Genomic DNA, 21,004 nt, shown 5'->3' on the forward strand with positions numbered 1-21,004 from the left:
CATTAAATAAGAGATATTAATTGTTAATCGGCTCACATTTTCTTGTGAAATAATCCGGCAGTGCTATTCAATTTTAAAAAGCAATGTTAGGTTAGAGCCGTTTTCAGCGTAGGGTTGTTACTGGATAACAGGCAAAACCTAAGCGTTCCACAGTCTTAACCACTGTGGGGGGCTTAGGTTTTTTTTTGCCATAAATTTACTCCGTCATAGCGTAAATCATTAATAACCATAGCGATAACGAATCGACCTATTCAGGCCAGGGAAACATGACGTTGAGCAAAGCAGGTTCAGGGCTCTCCTGCGAACCGTACATCATTAAAATCAAAAACAGGTTGCTAAGATGAAATATAAAAGCATGCTGTGCGCACTCTCATTATTGACCTTTTCACCCTTGTCGACAGCGCAGGAATGGAGCGGAACGGTATTAGGGTTTGAATCTCCACCGGATCCCGTTCTGGGTGATATGTATGGTCTTCGTAAATCGCTTAACAATAATGGATTTACCTTTAACCTGGGTTATCTGAATGAAATTGGCTGGAATGGCGGCGGTGGATACAATCATGCGTCACACGTCGCTTATATCGATCAGTTTGCTTTGACCTTTAATCAGGATTTGTCGCGCTGGACAAATATTCCCGATGCACGTATTGAAGCGAACATTGTTAACCGCAATCACAACGATGATCTGACCACGCGACGGGTGCAGGATCCTCGCGTGAATGTTAACGATCTCACGCAGGAGAGCTGGGGCGGACAATCTATTACCCGACTGGGCTGGCTGACCTTTGCCCGAAGTTTTGATGATCGGCGTATAACATGGCGTATCGGAATGATGAACAAGGTTCAGACCTTCGATCAGATTATACCCTGTGATTTCCAGATGCTTTCACAGTGTGGCGGAAAATCCGCGAACTCACTAACCTGGAATAACTGGAACGTTCATACATGGGGAACCACGCTCGAATACCGGTTAACGCCCATTGTCACTTTGAAAGGCGGCGTGATGGAGCAGAACCCGGACGCTTCCAGTCGTCATCACGCCTGGAGTGGTTCCACCCGACGCAGCAAAGGTGTCCTGCTGCCGGTTGAGATCGAAGCCCGCCCAATCATTAATGGCCTGCCGGGAGCCTACAACCTGGGCGTAGTTTTTACCAATGCTCCGCAAACTGAACTCTATCGCGGCCGGTCCGGTGGCGCGGGAGTCAGTGATCCCGGTGGTGATGAGAAGCATAACCGGACAGGGTTTCTTTACGCCGGACTTAATCAGCAACTGACGCGACATCAGGATGACGCAAGTCGCGGGTTAAGTACTTCATTCAGTATGAGCCTGGCCGATCAACGCACTAACTACATGCACTCGGTCTATGCGGCTTCGCTCCGCTATCGGGGTCTGTCTGACGCTCGTCCTGAAGACTGGATAGGTTTTGGCCTGACCTGGACAGATATGAGCAATCAATACGCGCGTAACCAGCGCTACATGAACACGATCAGTGGTATTTCTGACTACAACGATGCGGCTTATCATCCGGTGCCTGGCCATTCACTGAATGGAGAATTCTATTACCGATTCCGCCCCGTTTCCTGGCTGGAACTGCAACCCGGGCTTCAGTACTGGCATCGTCCGGCGGGTATTGCCCATACACAGGGTGCCTGGGTGACTGAACTCAAAACGGTGGTTACTTTTTAAGTTAATAAGCGGATTTCGATCGCTGTCACGCTTTTTACCCGGACAGATTGAGGTCACGAATAAAACTGATAGAGTGCCCGGACTGGATTGTTACTGCTTAGGCAGGCAAAACCTGATTTCTGGCCTCTGCCGGATGTCAGGTTTTTTTGTTTCTGGGGTTCCGATGAAAATCGCCAAAATTCTGAATAATAACGTGGTGATGGTTCAGGATGAGCAGGGGCGCGAGCAGGTCGTCATGGGACGTGGGCTGGCCTTCCAGAAGCGCGTCGGCGACAGTCTCAATGACGCGCAAATTGAGAAAGTGTTTGCACCACAAAGTGATCTGCTGGTCCGTCGGCTGGAGGAGTTGTTACATCAAATCCCGCCTGAAGTGATGACGACCTCCAATTGCATTATTGATCTTGCGATACAGCGTCTCGGGAAACTGCAGGAGAGTCTGTATATCACGCTGACCGACCACTGCTTCTTTGCCATTGAAAGACAGAAAAAAGGTCTGGCGATTAAAAATGTGTTGCTGTGGGACATCAAACGTCTCTATCCCAAAGAGTTCGAACTGGGGCAGGAGGCCAGGGCAATCATCTCCCGTCGTCTTAATGTCGAACTACCTGAGGATGAAGCCGGGTTTATCGCGTTACATCTGGTGACGGCACAGCTCAATAACGAAATGCCGGAAGTGATGCATGTTACGCGGGTAATGCAGGAGATTCTGCAACTGGTGAAGTATCAGTTGCGGCTGGAATATAACGAATCGTCGCTGAGTTACCAGCGTTTTGTCACCCATCTGAAGTTTTTCGCGCAGCGTATGCTGACGCGAACCGTAGTCGACGATGACGATGTTTCATTGCATACGGCAGTAAAAGATAACTACCCCAAAGCCTGGAAATGCGCGGTGAAAATCGCGCAGCATTTGCAACAAAGCTATCAGCGTGAGCTGACCGCAGAAGAGATTATGTTTCTCGCTATTCATATTGAGCGGGTGAGGAAAGAGGGGCACTAAGCCCCATCAAACAGGATTGTTACTGCTTAACGCAGGCAAAACCTGAGCGCGGCCTCTGAAAGGAGGACGTTCTCGGGTTTTTTTATTTTTGGCTCAGTCAACGGATGTCCATGGACATCGGTTTAAGGAAATCGAGATGGAATATCACACGCTGGCGCAGGATATCCTCGGCCATATCGGTGGCAGAGATAACATCGTAAGTCTGGTTCATTGTGCCACCCGGCTTCGCTTTAAACTGAAAGATAACCATAAAGCCGATGCGGAAGGACTGAAGAAAAATCCGGGGGTGATTATGGTCGTCGAAAGCGGCGGTCAGTTTCAGGTGGTGATTGGCAACCATGTTCATGATGTCTGGCAGGCTGTCCGTGCTGAAGCGGGACTTTTGGATGAGGCCCCTGCATCAGCCGAAGATAAGGCGTCAGGTAACCTTTTCAGTCGCCTGATCGATGTTGTGTCTGGCATTTTCACGCCGTTTATCGGGATACTTGCCGCCTCGGGTATTCTCAAAGGCTTGCTGGCTCTGGCCGTGGTCTGCGGCTGGCTTTCTGTTGAAGGTGGAACATATAAAATCTGGTTTGCGGCAAGTGATGCACTGTTTTTCTTCTTTCCGCTAGTGCTGGGCTACACCGCCGGAAAAAAGTTTGGCGGGAATCCCTTTATTACCCTGGTGATTGGCGGGGCGCTCACTCATCCGACGATGATTGCCGCCTTCAATGCCAGCCAGCAATCCGGCGCCATGACGGAAGCGTTTCTCGGCATCCCTGTGACCTGGTTTAATTACAGCGCGTCGGTGATACCCATCATCCTCGCCGCATGGGTGAGTTGCTGGCTGGAAAAACAGAGTACCCGTCGGCTGCCCGCCTCCATGAAAAACTTCTTTGCGCCACTGATCTGTCTGAGCATCACTGTGCCGCTGACCTTTCTGGTGATCGGTCCACTGTCCACGGCCTTAAGTCAGATGCTGGCGAATGGCTACCAGTGGATTTATGCGCTGGCCCCCTGGCTGGCTGGCGCCGCCATGGGCGCGCTATGGCAGGTCTGTGTAATTTTTGGTTTGCACTGGGGACTGGTACCTCTGATGATTAACAATCTTGCGGTACTGGGGCATGACTCGATGCTGCCTATGCTGTTGCCTGCTGTCATGGGCCAGGTTGGCGCGGCGCTGGCCGTTTTTTTGCGCAGCCGGGATGCGCGGCAGAAGATGCTGGCGGGTTCATCCGTGACCGCTGGGATTTTTGGTATTACCGAACCGGCCGTCTATGGGGTTAATCTGCCCCTGCGTCGTCCCTTTATCTTTGGCTGTGTGGCGGGCGCTATCGGCGGTGCCATTGTCGGTTTCAGTAGCACACACGTTTATTCCTTTGGCTTTGCCAACATCTTCACTATCGCCCAGATGATCCCGCCTGGCGGTGTCGACGCCACGTTATGGGGTGGTATTGCCGGGACCACACTGGCGCTGATACTGGGCTGTAGCCTGACGCTGGTAGCGGGTATGCCTGCTACCAGTGTGCCAGTTACGGCAACCCCGGTGATAACTGGCGAAGATGACATTCTGTCACCGATGACCGGTACCGTAATCGCGCTTGATCAGGTGCCCGACCCGACCTTTGCCAGTGGCCTGCTGGGACAGGGCGCAGCCATCATTCCTTCCGACAACAAAGTCATTGCGCCTTTCGCGGGTGAAGTTGCCTCTCTGTTTCAGACCCGGCATGCCATCGGCCTGTTGAGTGACAGTGGGATTGAGCTGCTAATCCATGTGGGTATCGATACCGTCAGGCTTGATGGCAAACCTTTTACGGCACATGTAAACGTGGGCGACACGGTTAAGCCCGGCGATCTGCTGCTGACGTTTGATCGTCAGGCCATTCTTGATGCCGGATATGACCTTGCAACACCGATCATTATCACTAACAGCGATGCGTATCATGAAGTTTTGACGGTGGCAGGGACAGCTGTCACCGCAGGAACGCCATTACTCAGCATCATTCATCAGTAAAAGGAGCACAGGATGAAAACTTTCCCGGATACATTTTTATGGGGTGGTGCGGTCGCCGCTAATCAGGTTGAAGGCGCCTGGCGTGAAGAGGGGAAAGGCCTTTCCACCTCTGACGTCCAGCCACAAGGGATTTTTGGCCCGGTAGTCGATCGCGTTGCGGGGAGTAAGAGCCTTAAAGATGTGGCGATCGATTTTTACCACCGCTATCCGGACGATATCAGGCTGTTTGCAGAGATGGGATTTAGCTGTCTGCGGGTTTCAATTGCCTGGACGCGTATTTTCCCGAACGGTGACGAGCAACAACCTAATGAAGCAGGCCTGGCCTTTTATGACCGATTATTCGATGAGCTGGCAGCACATAACATTACGCCACTTGTGACGCTGTCACATTATGAGATGCCCTGGAATCTGGTTCAGCAGTATGGCGGCTGGGGAAACCGCCGGGTGATTGGCTTTTTTGAGCATTACGCGCGTACGGTGTTTACCCGCTATCAGAAAAAAGTCAGGTTGTGGCTGACCTTCAATGAAATCAATATGTCTTTACATGCGCCGATGACTGGCGTAGGCCTGCCAGAAACCAGCAGCCTGGGCGAAATTTATCAGGCGATTCATCATCAACTGGTGGCCAGTGCTCTGGCGGTTAAAGCCTGTCACGAAAGTAACCCTGAAGCCAGTATCGGTAATATGCTGCTGGGTGGGCTGGTCTATCCGCTGAGCTGTAAGCCTGATGATGTGCTTGAAGCGCTGCAGGAGAACCGGAAATGGCAATTTTTTGGCGATGTACAGTGCCGGGGAGCTTATCCGGGCTATATGTTGCGCTTCTTCCGCGAAAACGATATCCAACTGGATATTACCGATGCCGATCGCCAGATACTCAAATCGACCGTCGATTTTATCTCTTTCAGCTATTACATGTCCGGCTGCATCACCGCCGATGAGGCGCTGAATCAGCAGATGCGCGGTAACATTCTGAGCATGGTGCCTAATCCCCACCTGCAGAGCTCTGAATGGGGCTGGCAGATTGATCCGGTCGGGTTGCGTACCTTGCTGAATCTGTTGTGGGATCGTTATCAAAAGCCGCTGTTCATCGTTGAGAACGGACTGGGGGCCAAAGACATTCCGGATGCCACCGGCGTCGTGCAGGATGACTACCGCATCAGCTACCTCCACGATCATCTGGTTCAGGTGCGGGAGGCCATTGAAGATGGCGTTGAGGTCATGGGGTATACCAGCTGGGGTCCAATCGATTTGGTCAGCGCATCCAAAGCCGAACTCTCTAAACGTTACGGCTTCATCTATGTTGACCGCGATGATAATGGCGAAGGCTCGCTGGCGCGTAGCCGCAAGAAAAGCTTCTACTGGTATCAGGAGGTTATAGCGACAAACGGAGCCTCACTTAAAGGGTGAGATGACTGCCTGTTAATACCCATCATTGTGGCTCACGACAGGTCGCGATGCCACATTGATGTTTGTCAGTAAAACGATTACGGGATGATGAAATGAAACTGATCGTGACGGACAATTATAATGAAATGAGCCAGATCGCAAGTCATCATATGTTGGGTTATATGACACAAAACCGACGTGTGAATCTGGCGATAACGGCAGGTCGTACGCCTGCTAAATTGTACGAATATCTTGTTTCAGCCATCGGCGGACGCTCCGGCTATTCACATGTTCATTACTATAACTTTGATGAAATTGCGTTCAAAGGTCAACATCGTGAGGGCGTTACGATATCCAGTCTGCGTCAGCTTTTTCTGTCACCAGCACAAATTAAAGAAACGAACATTCATAAACTCACCGATGACAATTTTCTGGATTTTGAGCGTCTGTTAAAGCAGGAGGGTGGATTAGATTTAGTGCTAATGGGACTGGGGTCAGATGGACATTTTTGCGGCAACATCCCTGGCCTGACCCGATTTCATCACCCGGTGGTTAAGCATCCCATAGAGGGTGATCTCGCTGAATTCATTGCCCGGACTGAAATGAAGGGTGATTTAAGCTCTGTGCCTGATCATTATGTAACTATGGGGCCGATGAGCGTTATGGCAGCAAAAAATCTGTTACTCATTGTCAGCGGCGAAAATAAAGCCTGGGCTTTGGCACAGGTTATTGAGGGAGCGGTGACGGAGCAGATTCCTGCATCCGTTCTGAAATTACATCCTTCTTTGTTAATTATCGCTGACAGGGCTTCTGCCTCTCAATTAAGTACTGAGTCGCTTGAGCGTTATGTTCAGGGTTAAACTAACCTGGTAGTTAACGTTACAGAACATCACGTGATTAACGCTATAGCTTTTTAGCATCTGTTACTACCTGATAGCGGGTGCTTCTGCCGCCACCCTCAAGCCGGTAAAGACAACCTTTCTCTACCAGGTCCGCCAGATGACGGGTCGCGGTCGCTTTACTCACTTTAGCCACCTTCTGATACTGACTGGCGCTGATCCCCCGTTCGAAACCCTGCTCGCCACCATCCAGCAGCCGGTTCAGCACTTTCACCTGTTCCGCGCTTAATCCCATCCCCTGGTGACGTAGCCAGAAACGCGCTTTCATCTGGGTACGATCGATGACGTGCATCGCCTGCTTCAGGCTCTCATCCAGGATATCAAGAAACCACACCAGCCAGTCTGTGATATCAAGGCCGCCTTTCTGCGTCTGCTCCAGGATGCGGTAATAACCGGCACGCTGCGCCAGGATAGCGGGTGACATGGCATAAAGGCGAATGCTCTGACTGTCGGCCTGCGCCAGTGCCAGATCGGTTAGCGCACGGGTGATACGGCCATTCCCATCGTCAAATGGATGCAGCGTAACAAACCAGAGATGACAGATGGCAGCGCGCAGCATCGGGTCCAGCATCACATCCTGCTGACTGCTGTTGAACCACTCAATAAACTGCGCGAGCTGCGGCTCCAGTCCGTGTCGCGGTGGCGCTTCAAAATGCACCGTGGGGCGATCAATGCGACCTGATATAACCTGCATTGGCTCACTGCCGCGCAGCGTGCCGACGCTCAGACGCTGCACCGTCCATTCATCGGCCGGGAAGAGCCAGTGATGCCACTGAAATAATCGGTCGAGCGTCAGTGGCTGACTGCGGTTGTTGATGGCATCCAGCATCATGGCGGCCAGCCCTTCTGAGCGATCAGAGACCGGATAAGGCTGTTCTTCTGTGACGCCTAACCGGCGTGCCAGCGATGAGCGTACTGACTGTACGTTTACCCGCTCCTCTTCAATCGCGGAAGAGGAAAGGATATTACTTAACAGAGTATCCAGCGTCTGCGAATCACTGTCTGACTGCAGGCTGGCACGGCCCAGCAGCAATCCGCGCTGCTGCTGCAGATGGCGCAGGCGCGGTAACAGCACGGCATCCTGCCATTGAAAATCGGGCCAGTCCGGCTGTTGCCAGATCCAGGTAATGCTCATATTCGGCTCACGCTAAGGGTGGATGAGCCGAATAAAGGAGGCTATTCGGCTCACAGAATGAGCCGATAATAGCGAGTATTTGGCTCACAGGTCAACCCGGCTGAATTGAGGGCAAAAAAAAGGACCCGAAGGTCCTGTTTGCTTAGCGGGAGAACTGCATAAAGGTGTCTGAATAGTAGTGAACGATCCAGGCGACATACGCCAGCCAGACAACCATCCCGATAGCTAATCCTGATTTACCGATCATTGTTCTATCTCCACTGCGATAAGGGGGCTACAGCAACTGTTGACATAAACTGACAGTAATGGTGGGCACCAGTATTGTTGCAGATCAAAAAAAGGCCGTTCATTAGCAGCGCCATAATCCCTTTGCGATCAACTTCCCGTAATCACGCTCTGTGAGACCCCCATCACGGCGGTGAAATGGCCATTAAAGTTCAAAAAAACGCCGCCGATAGATGATCTCAGGAGCACCATAACTACTAGGAGGTATTGAGCCAGGTAAATTTCAGGGGATCACTATGGCCAGTCAGTTAACACATAAGAAAAGAATGAGTACCCGTGCGCAGATGCTGATCATGGGTGGTTTGACAATTATGCTGGGATTTACCGTGACCATCGGCGTCCTCAGCTGGCAGTCGGGTAAAGAGCAGAAGGTGCTCGCAGAAAACTATCTGCAGCAGATTGCACAGAGCCGTGCGCTTCAGGTGCAGCAGGAGCTGGGGCATGCCCGTGATGTTGCCAGTCATCTCGGGCAAAGTCTGATCGCGTTGCCTCAGGCCGCTATTACCGACCGTAAAGTGGCCGATAAAGTCATGGAGTATGCGCTGCGCGCCAACCCTGATTATCTGTCGATGTCGGTGATATTCGAACAGAATGCGTTTGATGGCCGCGATGCGGAGTTCGCGTCACAGCCGGGCCAGGCGCCACAGGGACGCTATGCCTTTTTTGTGGATCGTGACGCATCAGGTAAATACGCGATGCATCCGCTTCTCTCCTATCTGACACCGGGTCAGGGCGATTACTATCTGATCCCGCAAAAATCACAAAAAGATACGCTTACCGAACCTTATAGCTATGCCTACAACGGCGTGCCGACATTGCTGACTTCCGTAGCTGCCGCGATTATCGATCAGGGGACCTTAAAAGCGATCGTCACCTCTGACATTTCACTGGCCTCACTGCAGCAGAAAGTGAATCAGATCAAACCCTGGCAGGGCAGCGGCTATGCGCTATTGCTCTCGAATGGCGGGAATGTGGTGTCCTCACCCGTGAAAGAGGAAGCCGGTAAGCCCTGGAAAGGCGAAAAAGATGGTTTTACGACGAAAGTCGTACAGCATTTTGATGCCGTGCTGGGCGAAGACGCATTAGTCACCTGGCAGCCGGTGGTGATTGGTAACAGTGACAAACCCTGGTATCTCGGCGTTGTCGCACCGGTCAGTCAGGTGATGGCTGCTGCCAACCGGCAACTGATGTGGGCACTGCTGCTGATGGTGGTCAGTATTCTGCTGGTCGGCACCGTACTCGGCATGCTGTTCAGTCGTAAGGTGCTGCGGCCGATTGGCGGCGAGCCGATTGAAGCGGCAAATATTGCGCTGGCCGTCGCGGATGGCAAGCTGGATAACGCAATTGCAGTGAAAAACGGCGATCGCAGCAGCCTCTTCTTTGCGCTTCATACTATGCAAAGCCAGCTTCGGCAGATTGTCGGGCAGATTAAAGATTCCAGTGAATCAGTACGACAGGGCGCGGGCGAAATTGCCAGCGGCAACCTGAATCTGGCGTCACGCACCGAAGAACAGGCCGCCGCGCTGGAGCAGACTGCAGCCAGCATGGAGCAGATCAGCGCCACGATCCGCCTGAATGCCGACAATGCGCAGCAGGCGACCAGCCTGACTGAAAACGCGACGCACATTGCCAGTCGCGGTGCCTCGCTGGTAGGCGAAGTGGTGCAGACCATGGCGCAGATCGATGACAGCTCGAAAAAGATTGGCGACATTACCACGATGATCAATAGCATTGCCTTCCAGACCAATATTCTGGCGCTCAACGCGGCGGTAGAAGCAGCACGCGCCGGTGAGCAGGGGCGCGGTTTTGCGGTGGTCGCCTCAGAAGTGCGTAATCTGGCCCAGCGCAGTGCTAATGCGGTGAAAGAGATCGGCGCACTGATTGAAGAGTCGAGCGTACGGGTGGAAAGTGGCGTCCGGCTGGTGAACGATGCCGGTAAGACCATGCAGGAGATGATGCAGGCGGTAAATTCAGTGCAGGGAATTATCGGTGAGATCGTTACAGCGTCAAGCGAACAGGCACGTGGCATCAGTCAGGTAACGATAGCGGTTAATGAAATGGATGGTGTTACCCAGCAGAATGCCGCGCTGGTGCAGCAGATGTCGGCGGCTGCCAGTTCACTGGAAGATCAGGCGCAGCAACTGTCACAGACGGTGGAGCAGTTTCATCTGGCGTAAAGCGGGCTGATACTCCTGAAAAACCGTCGCTGCTGGATAAAGCGGCGGCGGTTCAAATAGCATACGTCCTTCGCAAAGAGATAAGAGCGCCATCCCTTTTCGCTAACACTGATAGGGTGATTAACTACCACCGGTGAAGCAGAGTACGCCCGTCTTCGTCCTTGTGGCCATTGCCACACTGAAACTTATTTAGCAGCACATGGTCCCAGCGTCACCTTTTATGCCAGCAAATCCAATTCATACTGCATATCTGAAACTAATCCTGTTTATTAATTCATCGGGGGATAAATCCCCAAACATAAAAAGCCAATTCTCGGGAAGCTTAATACTTCTGTATTTTCATTATTTAAGTTTGTCTGCACTTTATGGGTAATACAGCAAGTTGCGATAAAGCGTGCAGAGCTATACGTTTCAGCGGAACTTAAGCTGTCAAAGCGATAAGGTCTTGCTACATTGATGCTCTCTGTCCCTTTTAATCGTCGTGACAAATGTCTGCCGAACTCATATCCGCTCGTGTTGACGCTGCGGGAATTGAGGTCAGACATGAGTTTGCTCTGGCATATTTACTGGCTGCGGCTGTTATATATAAAACGAATGCCGGGCATAGAAAATGAATACACGGTTCTTCAACGTATTGGCTAAATTTGTCTGTTTTGTGGACACAGAACTATTCTTTTGTGCCAGGAAAGTAAGGGAAATTGCCTGTTCTGAAGAGGTATAACAGGAAAGAAGACAACCTTATCTAATAAATGAAACGCAACTATGTTGAATACCAGGGACAGTGTAGTATTGAAATGACGAATTGACTGAGTTATTTTCAATATCACTGGCAAACCACCAGTCTTACTGGCGCGTGCAGTAGAAGGGGTTTTTTAACATTAATGACTAAAAAGGCAAGGCGATGAAGTTCAGATATATAGTCCTGATGGGAATGGTAACACTTAGTCTGGTCTTCGCACTATTACTTCCTGGTGTATTTTCACAGTTAAGAAATACGCCTGAAATTAATTATTATAAAGGTCATGCTGATCTGGCTTATAGTGTATATAGTGGTTGTAAAGATCATCCGGCCAACATTGATGACTGCTATGCGGCATACAGTGCGGCCGTTTATCTGGCAAGCTCAGGAGATTGCACTCCTGCAGGTAAAGAAGTAAAGCGTAGGTTTAAGATCCTTGTTGAAAACATTAGTGAGAAAAATGTTACTGAAGAAATAATATCTGATTGTCAGGTTAAAGATGAGGAGCATTTATTTAAAAAAATGATGAAGAAGTTTAGCTGACGTTATTGGCGAAGAAATAGCGATAACATCCAGTGGCTCTGCCGTCCACTATTTAGATCGGCCACCGTTCAGAAAAAAATTAATTCGGGCAATCCCGTTCCCCCCCCTGAAAACGTCTTTAGCGACGACTGGTTGCTGTTGAAGTTGGGGGGAGTGTTAATCAATAATTTCGGCGACGGTCAGATGCGGATAAAGCGCATAGCTCTGAAACATCCTGGCAATATCCCAGTCAGCGGGATTCAGGTCGTTGAACTGCTTTTTATCCAGCAGAATTGCCCCGCCAGAGACGCTATCCAGACCGGCGAACGTGTTCACGGTACGGCGCGCCATCTCAACCTCAACTCCTTTATCTATCTCTATATCGGTACCGGTCTGGGTGCCGCCATCTTCACCGATGGCCACATTTATACCGGTCACGCCCATAATGCGGGCGAGATTGGCCACATTGTGGTGGAGCCAGGCGGCCGCGAATGCTACTGCGGTAATCAGGGTTGCCTGGAACGTTATGTCTCGTTGCAGGCCGCCTATGAATTCTGTGGTCTCGATCCGATGCGGGCGCTGCCTGAAGATCTGCTGCAGATTGAACCTGCGCGTTTCCTTGCATGGATAGAGAGCGTAACAACGCCGTTGCGCCAGGCAATCAATATTCTGGAGTCGGTGTTTGATGCAGAGGCAGTGATTATTGGCGGGATGATGCCTGCGCCATTGCTGGAACAGATGGACGCGCGCTTGCCGCCGCTTTATCAGTCGGTACGTGGACGTTACCTGTTAGATATGCGGCTGAAGAGGGGCATGACCGGCAGCGATACCGCTGCACTGGGAGCCGCGTTACCGATTTTTGATGAGTTTAACCCGAAGTTTCAGGTATTAATGAAATAGGCGAGAAAAGGGCGCTGTTACCTGCAACAGCGCCCTAAGCATTAACCCGGGTAGATACCGCGATCTTTACGCGCCATCAGGATCCGTTCACACGCCACGATATAAGCCGCAGTACGTAGCGAGCAATCCTTCTCCTTTGACTTCTCCCAGATATGAACCATCGCTTCGGTCATAATCTTATCGGAGCGACGATTGATCTCATCTTCACTCCAGAAGAAGCTGGCCATGTCCTGAACCCATTCAAAGTAACTGACGGTCACGCCGCCGGCATTACAGACCACATCCGGCACAACGATAATGCCGCGGGTTGCCAGCATGTCATCAGCATCCGGATAGGTCGGGCCGTTTGCGCCTTCCAGCACGATTTTGCAGCTCAGGATCTCCGCGCGCTCGCGGGTAATCTGACCTTCCAGCGCGGCTGGGATCAGGATATCCATCTCAGTGGTCCAGAACGCCTCTTTATCAATGCTCTGCGCACCAGGGAAACCGGCAATCTGCTTGTGGGTGATCTGCCATTCGCTCAGCGCGGCCATATCAATGCCATCTGAATTATAAATCGTTGCAGTGTGATCCTGAATCACCACCACGCGCGCGCCTGCTTCATCAAACAGACGTGCCGCTTCGCTGCCGACGTTACCGAAGCCCTGAACCGCCACACGGGCGCCTTCGATGTCAATACCTGAGCGACGAGCCACTTCACGGCCAGTAATAAACACCCCACGGCCGGTCGCTTTTTCGCGGCCCAGTGAGCCGCCCAGGTGAATCGGTTTGCCGGTCACCACTCCGGTAATCGTGGTGCCGTGGTTCATGGAGTAGGTATCCATCATCCACGCCATCACTTTGCTGTTAGTGCCGACGTCCGGTGCCGGAATATCTTTCTGCGGTCCAATAATGATGCCGATCTCGCTGGTATAACGACGGGTCAGCCGCTCAAGTTCACCATCGGAGAGTTTGAAAGGATCAACACGAATGCCGCCCTTGGCACCGCCATAGGGCAGGTTGACTGCCGCACATTTGATCGTCATCCATGCAGATAGCGCCATGACTTCATTAAGATCGACATCAGGATGATAGCGAATACCGCCTTTACCCGGGCCGCGTGAAAGGTTGTGCTGAACGCGATAGCCTTCAAAATGGCGAATCGAGCCATCATCCATCTGAAGAGGAATGTCGACAATCAGTGCGCGTTTTGGATGCCGCAAAGTATCTATCCAACGTGAAAGATCGCCAAGATAGGGCGCAACCCGGTCGATTTGCTGTAAGTAGGTGGACCAGGCAGATGTGCTGCTTTCAGACGCATAAGATAACTTATCCATAAAAAACCTTTCTTAATGAAGTTATTTATTGTGTGGAGCCGTGGATGGTGAGCGCATTGTAAGGCGCGGACATAATCTAACACTTCTGAAACAAATAAGATGGGGTATCCGCCCTGGAAAAGTGCAGACATGCCCCTTTTTGGGGCGCGTGTAGTGAATAGATTTTGAGAGATGCCCTTTAAAGACGAATAATAATGCGCTACGGGTGCGTACAGCCTGCATATAAGGGGGGGCTCGCTATCTTTCAATTCTTTGAGGACGTTCAAAAAGTTAAATAATTGATCTTAACTTCATTGACTTTGCTGCACCAATTAAGTGCATGAGAATAAGTAATAGAAGGATTACCTTAAGTAATGGGTTGAGCGGAAAATAAGCAGCTTAATCATCTGGTTAGAACAGACAGGAATGATAAGGCGAGGAAAATAAAATTGGCGGGCCAGCGCCGCAAGGCTGGCCCCGAAGCATTACTGCCGCAAAGCCTGTTCGGCTTCTTTCAGCTCTTCACGCGCTTCTGCCAGCTTATCTTCGCGCTTCTGAATCTTGCTGGCACTACGTCCTTCCGCTTTCGCTTCTGCCAGCTCCTCTTCACGCTCCTGCACCTTAAACTTTTTCTCTGCTACTTTTTCCTGGCGCTGCTTTAACAGGCTCTCTTCAGTGCAGTTCTGATCCACTTCACGCAGCGCTTTTTCAAGGCCGGCAACCTGATGGGTATTATTGTGCTGGCGGGCAAAGGAGAGCTGTGTCTCAATCTCCTGCTTTTTAGCAGCACAACCGGTCAGATTAGAAGCCGCATGCGCAGCGGTGAAAGCGAGTGGTGACAGGCACAGAGTCAGGGTCAGGGTCAGTAAAGTCTTTTTCATCGTAGTCTCGTCAATGAGTCAGGGTTGAGACTCCAGTATACGTAGCTACCTTAAGAGATTCTTAACGAAAAAAATTATTTACTGGCGCGGAAAAGCAGGGGAATAGTGAAGCTGCCTGCTATCAGGCAGCGCTGGAAGAGGAGGTTTGTGAAAAATGCAGATTACGATCAGGTCCACTGAGCATGATCGGAAAACCATCCTGACTCTGCTGGTCATAATAGTCCTGCATCACCTGACTGATCCCCGCACCACACCACATCACATGATGCTGATGAATGGCGGTTTTAATGGCAGGCTGTCCAGTGGCACGCGAGTCAACCGCGACATTAAAGCCCAACGCCGTCAGACGAATTGCCTCCAGCCAGATTTCCGTTTTATCCAGTACGCTTACCGCTTCCAGAAACAGAGGAACGGACGATTCACTGCGCGATGAGACACGCATCACTTTGTCCGCCTGCTGCTTAACGGTTTTCTCAAAACGGTCAAGGCGTCGTGCCGCGCCCTGACGGTGGTCGGCATAGAGCCAGACGCTCAGCGGTCGCAGCAAATTAATGATTAAATCATCACCGCTATAGTTACTAGACATGTCGTGCATCTGACGTGAAAGCGACAACGGTGTGCCAAATTCAAGCTGCCAGAGCATGTCGCCCTTGCGCGCCGCCCAGCCGTAGGTCTTAACCGATGAGGCGTCCTGCTGACCCTGCCTGATCTCATTAAGTGTTGCACCGGTTGCCGTCAGGCCAACCAGAGTGTGGATTTCGCTGAGATGAGCATTGCTCCACTCGTCAGCATTCTGCTGTGATGTCAGTAATCCCTGCTTCATCCAGCGCTTCAGATTCGCAGGATGCGTGCCGGTTATCGCACAAACAGTATCAGTAGTATGAAATTGCATATCGTGCCCTCTGCTGAGGGAAAGGCCGCCGGAATTAACCGGGGATGAACAACCACTATGAACCTTATAATCGTTAATTAACAGCGTTAACGCCTGTTAAAAGCGCTAAATAGCACCAATCACGCTGCGCTTATTCGGGTTTTTGAACAGGTTAAATTCAGGGTGATCAGCAGGTTAAATGCGTGATGACTCATCATAAAAAGACTGTGTATTTATTCAGTAAATATTCTTTACGCAGATAGTCCGCAAAAGCAGCGCTGTTTTATCCATTTTAAGAGCATGCTGACTTCACACCCCCTTACATCCGGCCTGCAAACCGCTAAAATAGTTGGTTCTGATGATCAGGAGAAAGAGTGTCCAATGCGTTATCGTTTTACTCTCGCCGTTATGACGGTTGCTGCTGTACTGACCGGCTGTGCGAAACATGCCGCCAGCGAAGCACCAGATGAATTTGCTGCTGGTCCGACACAGATCGATGTCTCGCATATCAAGACCCGTGCGGATGATGGCTCCAGTGTATTCCTGACGGTAGATGGCAAAGACGCTGGCAGATTGCCGAATGGTGAAAGCAAACTGCTGCATGTGCCGGCGGGTAAGCATCAGGTCGGTGGGTATGTGCCGACGCTGTTTGGTATGGGCCGTGTCACTATTGCGCCAGTTGAAGTGACCACGTCACCTGAAGATGTCAAAAAAGTGGCCTATACGGTCACCCGCAATAAAGCGACCTTTGTCGAGAACAAGGGCGAGCAGGGCTGAGTTATTAACGGCGGAGAGCAGCGCTCTCCGCTGGAAACGGCTGTTATAAACCGAGCTCGCTTAGCGAAGGATGGTCATCCGGGCGACGCCCCTGTGGCCAGTGAAACAGCCGCTGTTCTTCGCTGATTTTCAGATCGTTAATGCTGGCAAAACGCTGCGTCATCAAACCCTGCTCATCAAACGCCCAGTTCTCGTTACCATAAGAGCGATACCACTGTAGCTGCTCGTCGTGCCATTCATAGGCAAAGCGCACCGCAATCCGGTTCTGGTCAAAACTCCACAGCTCTTTAATCAGCCGATACTGGTGCTCCCGCTGCCATTTTTGCTGCAGGAACGCGACAATCTCTGCCCGGCCGGTCAGAAAGGTATCGCGATTACGCCACCGGCTATCTGCGGAATAGGCCAGCGCCACACGTTCAGCATCGCGACTGTTCCAGCCATCTTCAGCGAGCCGTACTTTTTCCATTGCCTGTTCAGGCCGTGTAAATGGCGGTAAGGGCGGGCGTGAATTTTTCAACTTTCTCTCCTCAACGGCGCGGGCAGATGCGTTATCCGCATCCATGACAGGTTAATCAGAGGTCGAGCGCGTGGATCTGACAGACAGCGCGTGCCGCTTCCTGACCTTTTTTAACAAAGTGCTGGGTATAGAAATCGATGAACTCGGCCGATGGCTGGAAATTATGTGGTGTGAGTGACACGGAGAAGACGGGCACGTTAGTCGTCAGCTGCGCCTGCATCAGACCACTCACGACCGCCTGAGCGACGAAATCATGGCGATAGATGCCGCCATCCACCACCAGTGCCGCACAGACAATCGCATCGTAATTGCCGGTCTGTGCCAGACGTTGCGCCAGCAGCGGCATTTCAAAAGCGCCAGGAACATCCCATGTTTTAATCTCGTATGAGGCTCCGCGACTTTCCAGTTCCTGTTCAAACCCGGTCAGAACCTGAGAAACAATTTCGCTGTGCCAGTTAGCTTTGATAAAGGCGACTTTCAACGGCTGCATGACTTACTCCAGTAATAGATAACATTCAGTGGTAACGGGCCAGACTGAGCCTCAGCACACCGAATCAAAATAGTGAGCATCGCAGGTCAGTAACCTGCTGAGAGCCTTCACTATACTGCAATGTAAAGAGTCTGTGTCCATCATTGTGATTATATGTAAATAACAGATGACATCATTAGCCTTACTGGCCGCATGAAAAAAAGTACGCCTGCCATCGATAGCTCGTCCTGAACACGTCTCCCAGACCGGAAAACGCTTTCTGCTCCCATGTTTGCGTAACCGGTTCCATTTACGTTATTGCTTAAATAAAATACTGGATATTTGAACAGGTGTTTGTATAATAAATGGACTGCCCGCCGGGTATTGGTAGCGTTAGCGAGGGGTGAACCCATGATGATTTCGACTGAAAGCCTCAAATCTCTGGAACAATCGGTCACAATGAGCAGCCGTGAACTGGCTCAGATGACCGGCATTACACACGGAGAAGTGAAGCGGTTAATCAAAAGTCTGGAAACGGCTCAGCGTCTTTCTCAGCCACTCAAAGTAAATGACTATGAGCGGGATGGAGAAGTGCGCCAGGAGTATCGTCTCAGCAAGCGTGACTCTCTGCTGGCTGTAGCACGTCTTTCCCCGGGCTTTACGGCTGAAGTGCTGGACCGCTGGCAGGATCGTGAAAAAACCACGCATCTGCCTGACTTCACTAACCCGGCTGAAGCGGCTCGCGCATGGGCTGAGCAGTTTGAACAGCGTCAGGCAGCTGAGCAGCAACTGGCCCTTTCGGCTCCCAAGGCGGCGTTCTTTGATAGCTTCGTGGAAGTTGACGACTCGCTGGGCTTTCGTCAGCTCTGCAAGATGCTGAAAGTGAAAGAACCAGAATTCCGCCAGTTCCTGCTGGAGCGCAACATCATGTACCGCGCCAAAGGAACCCTGACGCCGCAACACTACCATATGCAGGCGGGCTACTTTACGCTGCATACCGGCACCGGTGAAAACCAGCACGCTTTTTCTCAGGCGCGCTTCACCTCAAAAGGGGTGAAATGGGTGGCGAGTCTGTGGGCAGGGCATCTCTCTGCTCAGCCTAAAGGTGCAGCTGCGTAACTTCACCTCTGGCTTTCCTGACGGTCGCCTGTACGCAACCGTGCCGACAGACGTGCAGATTAAAGGGCAGATATAAAAAAGGCCGCATCAGAGTGCGGCCTTTTTTGATCGTTCAGGGTCGATTAAGGGCGATTTACCAGCCTTTAATAGCATCACCTTTATAGACTTCTTCCGCTTTCGCCGCGACTTCCGGTGACTGCAGCGCAGACTTCAGCTTCTGAATTTTGTCGCTGTCTTTATTATCTTCACGTGATACCAGTGCATTGACGTAAGGCGACGAAGCACTTTCCATAAATAAACCATCGCGGTGCGCTGATAATCCAGCCTGAGCCGAGAAGTTGGTATTGATGATGGATAAAGAGACGTTCGGATCATCTAACGTGCGGGTCAGCTGTGGCGTGTCCACTTCAACCAGCTTCAGATTTTTTGGATTTTCGATGATATCCAGCGAGGTCGGTAAATAACCCACACCGTCTTTCAGTTTAATCAGACCCTGCGCCTGAAGTAACAGCAGGCTGCGTCCCAGTGTCGTCGCCTCGTTAGAGATCGTCACAGTAGCGCCATTCGGCAGTTCACTGATGTTTTTGATTTTGTGTGAATAGGCCGCAATCGGGAACACGAAAGTCTTACCTACCACCGCAAATTTATAGCCGCGCTCTTTCGACTGGTCTTCAAGATAAGGGAGGCTCTGGAAGGCGTTGGCATCAACCTCTTTGTTATTCAGTGCTTCGTTTGGCAGCACATAATCATTGAAGTTAAGGACTTCGACATCAAGCTTGTATTTATCTTTGGCAACCTGCTGTACGACCTGCCAGATTGCTTCATCCGGCCCGGTATTAATCGCGACTTTAACTTTGTTATCGTCGTCTTTAGAGCAGGCGGATAATAATAAAACAGAACTGGCGAGTAATGCCGTAAACAAACCTTTCATTATCAGAAATCCCTCAGATAGTAGATGGCTTCAAAGATAATACAGAACGCACAGGTTGCGTACTGACGGCGGAATATATCTTATAACCGCAAAGCAAATTTCGAACATTAATTAACCACCCACTCTGCTGGCCCAATCATTCCCGCTATTTTTTTGCACTGGCGGACTGATCGTTTACTGGTTCATCACGTATGAAACCCTCAGCGCCATTTTCTTCTACGCTTACTGCTCAGTCACTACTGGCATTCTATTAATTAACAACAGGGATTAACCATGTCAAAGCAGGATAACAAGATTAACGCAGTCGAAGTGATGCGCAGCGGCCAGGCCTGGAACGGTGAGGTGATTAATGCTTATCCCACCGGCGAACCTGAACTGACAGTGATGCGACTGTCACTGCCTGCCCATACGTCATTGCCCTGGCACACCCACCCGATGCCGAATGCGGCGTTTATTCTTTCCGGCACCCTGATTGTTGAGGATAAAGAGAGCGGCGAACAGCGCACGTTCACAGCAGGTGAAGCTCTGAATGAAACGGTTAACAGCGCGCATCGTGGTTACACTCTGGATGAACCCGCTGAACTGGTGATCACGTATGCCGGTGTGAAAGGACAGGAACTGACCGAGCCGCTGCCGGGAGAACCTGAAGAGTTTTAGGTGGCGGCTTTTGACATAACTCATGACGGCCGTGTTTCCGCTGCCGCTTTTTAGCCCTGAACTAAACCCCGCCCGGATTTGATTCGGATCAGTAAACGGTGTGCCTGCACAGACCAGGATGAACATTCTTTGCTCCATCCACACCCACAATGTAAAAGGATTTTTCATGGATAAGAACGTTGCCCTGCTGCTCGCGCCCGGTTTTGAAGAAGCTGAAGCCATTATCACGCTCGATATTCTTTCACGGCTTGGCGTTCGCGTGACCACTGTGGCCTGTCAGCCTTACCGGGAAGTGACCAGCTACCATCAGGTGAAGGTCGTGGCTGATGAGCTGCTGGAGGAGAATTGCGAGCGGCTGTTTGATGCGGTGATTGTGCCAGGCGGCCCGGACGGCAGCAAAAATCTGTCAGCGAATGCTGCGGTGATCGATTTTATTCGCCGGCATGATGAAGCGGGTCGTCTGGTCTGCCCAATCTGTTCCGCAGCGGCCAGAGTGCTGGCACCTCACGCGCTTTTAAAGGGACGGCGTTATGTCAGTTCCGGCACCTCTTCAGAGGGTGTGACCGATGGCGTTTATGTTAATGCATCGGTTGTGAAAGATGGCAATCTGCTGAGCGGACAGGATCTGGGCGCGGCGTTTGATTTCGCCTTCGCCATCGCTTTTACTCTGACAGGTGAGGGCGACAAAGCCACCGAACAGGCGGAACACATCAGTCATAAGCTTAAGGTGGATTTCGCTAAGCTCTGATTCGATTTTTCGCCCC

At 51.2% G+C, this 21,004-nt stretch carries 18 protein-coding genes and 2 pseudogenes; 12 read left to right on the plus strand and 8 right to left on the minus strand.

Annotated features, from left to right (window positions below; all coding sequences use genetic code 11):
* The first annotated feature begins 355 nt into the window (after positions 1-355).
* The 5 genes from NIM72_RS02000 (at position 356) to NIM72_RS02020 (ending at position 6,926) form a co-directional block, all read left to right on the plus strand.
* Positions 356-1,687 (plus strand): carbohydrate porin, encoded by a 1,332-nt coding sequence (locus tag NIM72_RS02000; RefSeq protein WP_253418375.1) that lies wholly within the window; start codon positions 356-358, stop codon positions 1,685-1,687.
* Positions 1,688-1,850: 163 nt separating this feature from the next.
* A complete protein-coding gene (gene licT / locus NIM72_RS02005; protein ID WP_161736808.1) occupies positions 1,851-2,684 on the plus strand; it encodes a BglG family transcription antiterminator LicT in 834 nt (277 codons plus the stop codon).
* 136 nt (positions 2,685-2,820) lie between these two features.
* Positions 2,821-4,680: a PTS beta-glucoside transporter subunit IIABC gene (bglF, locus tag NIM72_RS02010; RefSeq protein ID WP_253418171.1), complete on the plus strand. Its 1,860-nt coding sequence runs from the start codon at positions 2,821-2,823 to the stop codon at positions 4,678-4,680.
* A gap of 12 nt (positions 4,681-4,692) precedes the next feature.
* Entirely contained in the window at positions 4,693-6,087 is a 1,395-nt protein-coding gene (locus tag NIM72_RS02015) for a glycoside hydrolase family 1 protein (protein WP_253418173.1), read from the plus strand.
* Positions 6,088-6,179: 92 nt separating this feature from the next.
* The gene (locus NIM72_RS02020; RefSeq protein ID WP_161736811.1) at positions 6,180-6,926 is read left to right on the plus strand and encodes a glucosamine-6-phosphate deaminase; all 747 of its coding nucleotides are present in this window, start codon (positions 6,180-6,182) and stop codon (positions 6,924-6,926) included.
* 43 nt (positions 6,927-6,969) lie between these two features.
* Here NIM72_RS02020 and NIM72_RS02025 read toward each other — a convergent pair whose 3' ends face one another.
* Entirely contained in the window at positions 6,970-8,100 is a 1,131-nt protein-coding gene (locus NIM72_RS02025; RefSeq protein WP_253418175.1) for a Fic family protein, read from the minus strand.
* A gap of 521 nt (positions 8,101-8,621) precedes the next feature.
* Between NIM72_RS02025 and NIM72_RS02030 the strand changes: the two genes are divergently transcribed.
* Complete coding sequence (locus NIM72_RS02030; RefSeq protein WP_161736813.1) at positions 8,622-10,562, plus strand: methyl-accepting chemotaxis protein; 1,941 nt, start codon at positions 8,622-8,624, stop codon at positions 10,560-10,562.
* Positions 10,563-11,463: 901 nt separating this feature from the next.
* Positions 11,464-11,844, plus strand: coding sequence for a hypothetical protein (locus NIM72_RS02035; protein WP_253418177.1), 381 nt, complete (start codon positions 11,464-11,466; stop codon positions 11,842-11,844).
* A gap of 168 nt (positions 11,845-12,012) precedes the next feature.
* On the opposite strand, the pseudogene NIM72_RS02040 reads toward NIM72_RS02035, so the two are convergent.
* Positions 12,013-12,147: pseudogene (locus tag NIM72_RS02040) on the minus strand (ABC transporter); the annotation flags it as partial.
* On the opposite strand from NIM72_RS02040, the pseudogene NIM72_RS02045 reads away from it, so the two are divergent.
* Positions 12,145-12,723, plus strand: a pseudogene (locus NIM72_RS02045) (ROK family protein); the annotation flags it as partial. The pseudogenes NIM72_RS02040 and NIM72_RS02045 sit on opposite strands and share 3 nt — an antisense overlap.
* A gap of 41 nt (positions 12,724-12,764) precedes the next feature.
* Here the strand turns inward: NIM72_RS02045 and NIM72_RS02050 are convergent.
* The 3 genes from NIM72_RS02050 to NIM72_RS02060 form a co-directional block, all read right to left on the minus strand.
* A complete protein-coding gene (locus NIM72_RS02050) occupies positions 12,765-14,039 on the minus strand; it encodes a Glu/Leu/Phe/Val dehydrogenase (protein ID WP_161734684.1) in 1,275 nt (424 codons plus the stop codon).
* Positions 14,040-14,503: 464 nt separating this feature from the next.
* The gene (locus tag NIM72_RS02055; RefSeq protein WP_253418179.1) at positions 14,504-14,899 is read right to left on the minus strand and encodes a DUF1090 domain-containing protein; all 396 of its coding nucleotides are present in this window, start codon (positions 14,897-14,899) and stop codon (positions 14,504-14,506) included.
* Between the two features lie 121 nt (positions 14,900-15,020).
* Complete coding sequence (locus NIM72_RS02060) at positions 15,021-15,791, minus strand: MerR family transcriptional regulator (protein ID WP_161734678.1); 771 nt, start codon at positions 15,789-15,791, stop codon at positions 15,021-15,023.
* Positions 15,792-16,151: 360 nt separating this feature from the next.
* Here NIM72_RS02060 and NIM72_RS02065 point away from each other — a divergent pair, with 360 nt between their 5' ends.
* Positions 16,152-16,547 (plus strand): hypothetical protein, encoded by a 396-nt coding sequence (locus tag NIM72_RS02065; protein WP_222925750.1) that lies wholly within the window; start codon positions 16,152-16,154, stop codon positions 16,545-16,547.
* 43 nt (positions 16,548-16,590) lie between these two features.
* Here NIM72_RS02065 and NIM72_RS02070 read toward each other — a convergent pair whose 3' ends face one another.
* Positions 16,591-17,064 (minus strand): nuclear transport factor 2 family protein, encoded by a 474-nt coding sequence (locus tag NIM72_RS02070; RefSeq protein ID WP_161734671.1) that lies wholly within the window; start codon positions 17,062-17,064, stop codon positions 16,591-16,593.
* A gap of 55 nt (positions 17,065-17,119) precedes the next feature.
* Positions 17,120-17,554: a 6,7-dimethyl-8-ribityllumazine synthase gene (locus NIM72_RS02075; RefSeq protein ID WP_033735722.1), complete on the minus strand. Its 435-nt coding sequence runs from the start codon at positions 17,552-17,554 to the stop codon at positions 17,120-17,122.
* A gap of 390 nt (positions 17,555-17,944) precedes the next feature.
* Between NIM72_RS02075 and NIM72_RS02080 the strand changes: the two genes are divergently transcribed.
* A complete protein-coding gene (locus tag NIM72_RS02080) occupies positions 17,945-18,652 on the plus strand; it encodes a phage antirepressor KilAC domain-containing protein (RefSeq protein ID WP_161734668.1) in 708 nt (235 codons plus the stop codon).
* 133 nt (positions 18,653-18,785) lie between these two features.
* Here the strand turns inward: NIM72_RS02080 and NIM72_RS02085 are convergent, their stop codons facing one another.
* Positions 18,786-19,583 carry a MetQ/NlpA family ABC transporter substrate-binding protein gene (locus NIM72_RS02085; RefSeq protein WP_161734665.1) on the minus strand — a complete coding sequence of 266 codons (798 nt, stop codon included), beginning with the start codon at positions 19,581-19,583 and terminating at the stop codon, positions 18,786-18,788.
* 273 nt (positions 19,584-19,856) lie between these two features.
* On the opposite strand from NIM72_RS02085, the gene NIM72_RS02090 reads away from it, so the two are divergent.
* Both NIM72_RS02090 and NIM72_RS02095 read left to right on the plus strand, forming a co-directional pair.
* On the plus strand, positions 19,857-20,240 hold the full coding sequence (locus NIM72_RS02090; RefSeq protein ID WP_161734662.1) for a cupin domain-containing protein: 384 nt from the start codon (positions 19,857-19,859) through the stop codon (positions 20,238-20,240).
* A 166-nt stretch (positions 20,241-20,406) separates the two neighbouring features.
* The gene (locus NIM72_RS02095; RefSeq protein WP_161734659.1) at positions 20,407-20,988 is read left to right on the plus strand and encodes a DJ-1/PfpI family protein; all 582 of its coding nucleotides are present in this window, start codon (positions 20,407-20,409) and stop codon (positions 20,986-20,988) included.
* The last annotated feature ends 16 nt before the right edge of the window (positions 20,989-21,004 follow it).

It is taken from the genome of Pantoea sp. B550, assembly GCF_024158165.1.
In the GTDB taxonomy this organism is placed as follows: Bacteria; Pseudomonadota; Gammaproteobacteria; order Enterobacterales; family Enterobacteriaceae; genus Pantoea; species Pantoea alfalfae.

Coding starts and splice junctions, on each gene's coding strand:
- NIM72_RS02000 (WP_253418375.1), top strand. CDS start 356: ATGCTGTGCGCACTCTCATTATTGACCTTTTCACCCTTGTCGACAGCG.
- licT (WP_161736808.1), top strand. CDS start 1,851: ATGAAAATCGCCAAAATTCTGAATAATAACGTGGTGATGGTTCAGGAT.
- bglF (WP_253418171.1), top strand. CDS start 2,821: ATGGAATATCACACGCTGGCGCAGGATATCCTCGGCCATATCGGTGGC.
- NIM72_RS02015 (WP_253418173.1), top strand. CDS start 4,693: ATGAAAACTTTCCCGGATACATTTTTATGGGGTGGTGCGGTCGCCGCT.
- NIM72_RS02020 (WP_161736811.1), top strand. CDS start 6,180: ATGAAACTGATCGTGACGGACAATTATAATGAAATGAGCCAGATCGCA.
- NIM72_RS02025 (WP_253418175.1), bottom strand. CDS start 8,100: ATGAGCATTACCTGGATCTGGCAACAGCCGGACTGGCCCGATTTTCAA.
- NIM72_RS02030 (WP_161736813.1), top strand. CDS start 8,622: ATGGCCAGTCAGTTAACACATAAGAAAAGAATGAGTACCCGTGCGCAG.
- NIM72_RS02035 (WP_253418177.1), top strand. CDS start 11,464: ATGAAGTTCAGATATATAGTCCTGATGGGAATGGTAACACTTAGTCTG.
- NIM72_RS02050 (WP_161734684.1), bottom strand. CDS start 14,039: ATGGATAAGTTATCTTATGCGTCTGAAAGCAGCACATCTGCCTGGTCC.
- NIM72_RS02055 (WP_253418179.1), bottom strand. CDS start 14,899: ATGAAAAAGACTTTACTGACCCTGACCCTGACTCTGTGCCTGTCACCA.
- NIM72_RS02060 (WP_161734678.1), bottom strand. CDS start 15,791: ATGCAATTTCATACTACTGATACTGTTTGTGCGATAACCGGCACGCAT.
- NIM72_RS02065 (WP_222925750.1), top strand. CDS start 16,152: ATGCGTTATCGTTTTACTCTCGCCGTTATGACGGTTGCTGCTGTACTG.
- NIM72_RS02075 (WP_033735722.1), bottom strand. CDS start 17,554: ATGCAGCCGTTGAAAGTCGCCTTTATCAAAGCTAACTGGCACAGCGAA.
- NIM72_RS02080 (WP_161734668.1), top strand. CDS start 17,945: ATGATGATTTCGACTGAAAGCCTCAAATCTCTGGAACAATCGGTCACA.
- NIM72_RS02085 (WP_161734665.1), bottom strand. CDS start 19,583: ATGAAAGGTTTGTTTACGGCATTACTCGCCAGTTCTGTTTTATTATTA.
- NIM72_RS02090 (WP_161734662.1), top strand. CDS start 19,857: ATGTCAAAGCAGGATAACAAGATTAACGCAGTCGAAGTGATGCGCAGC.
- NIM72_RS02095 (WP_161734659.1), top strand. CDS start 20,407: ATGGATAAGAACGTTGCCCTGCTGCTCGCGCCCGGTTTTGAAGAAGCT.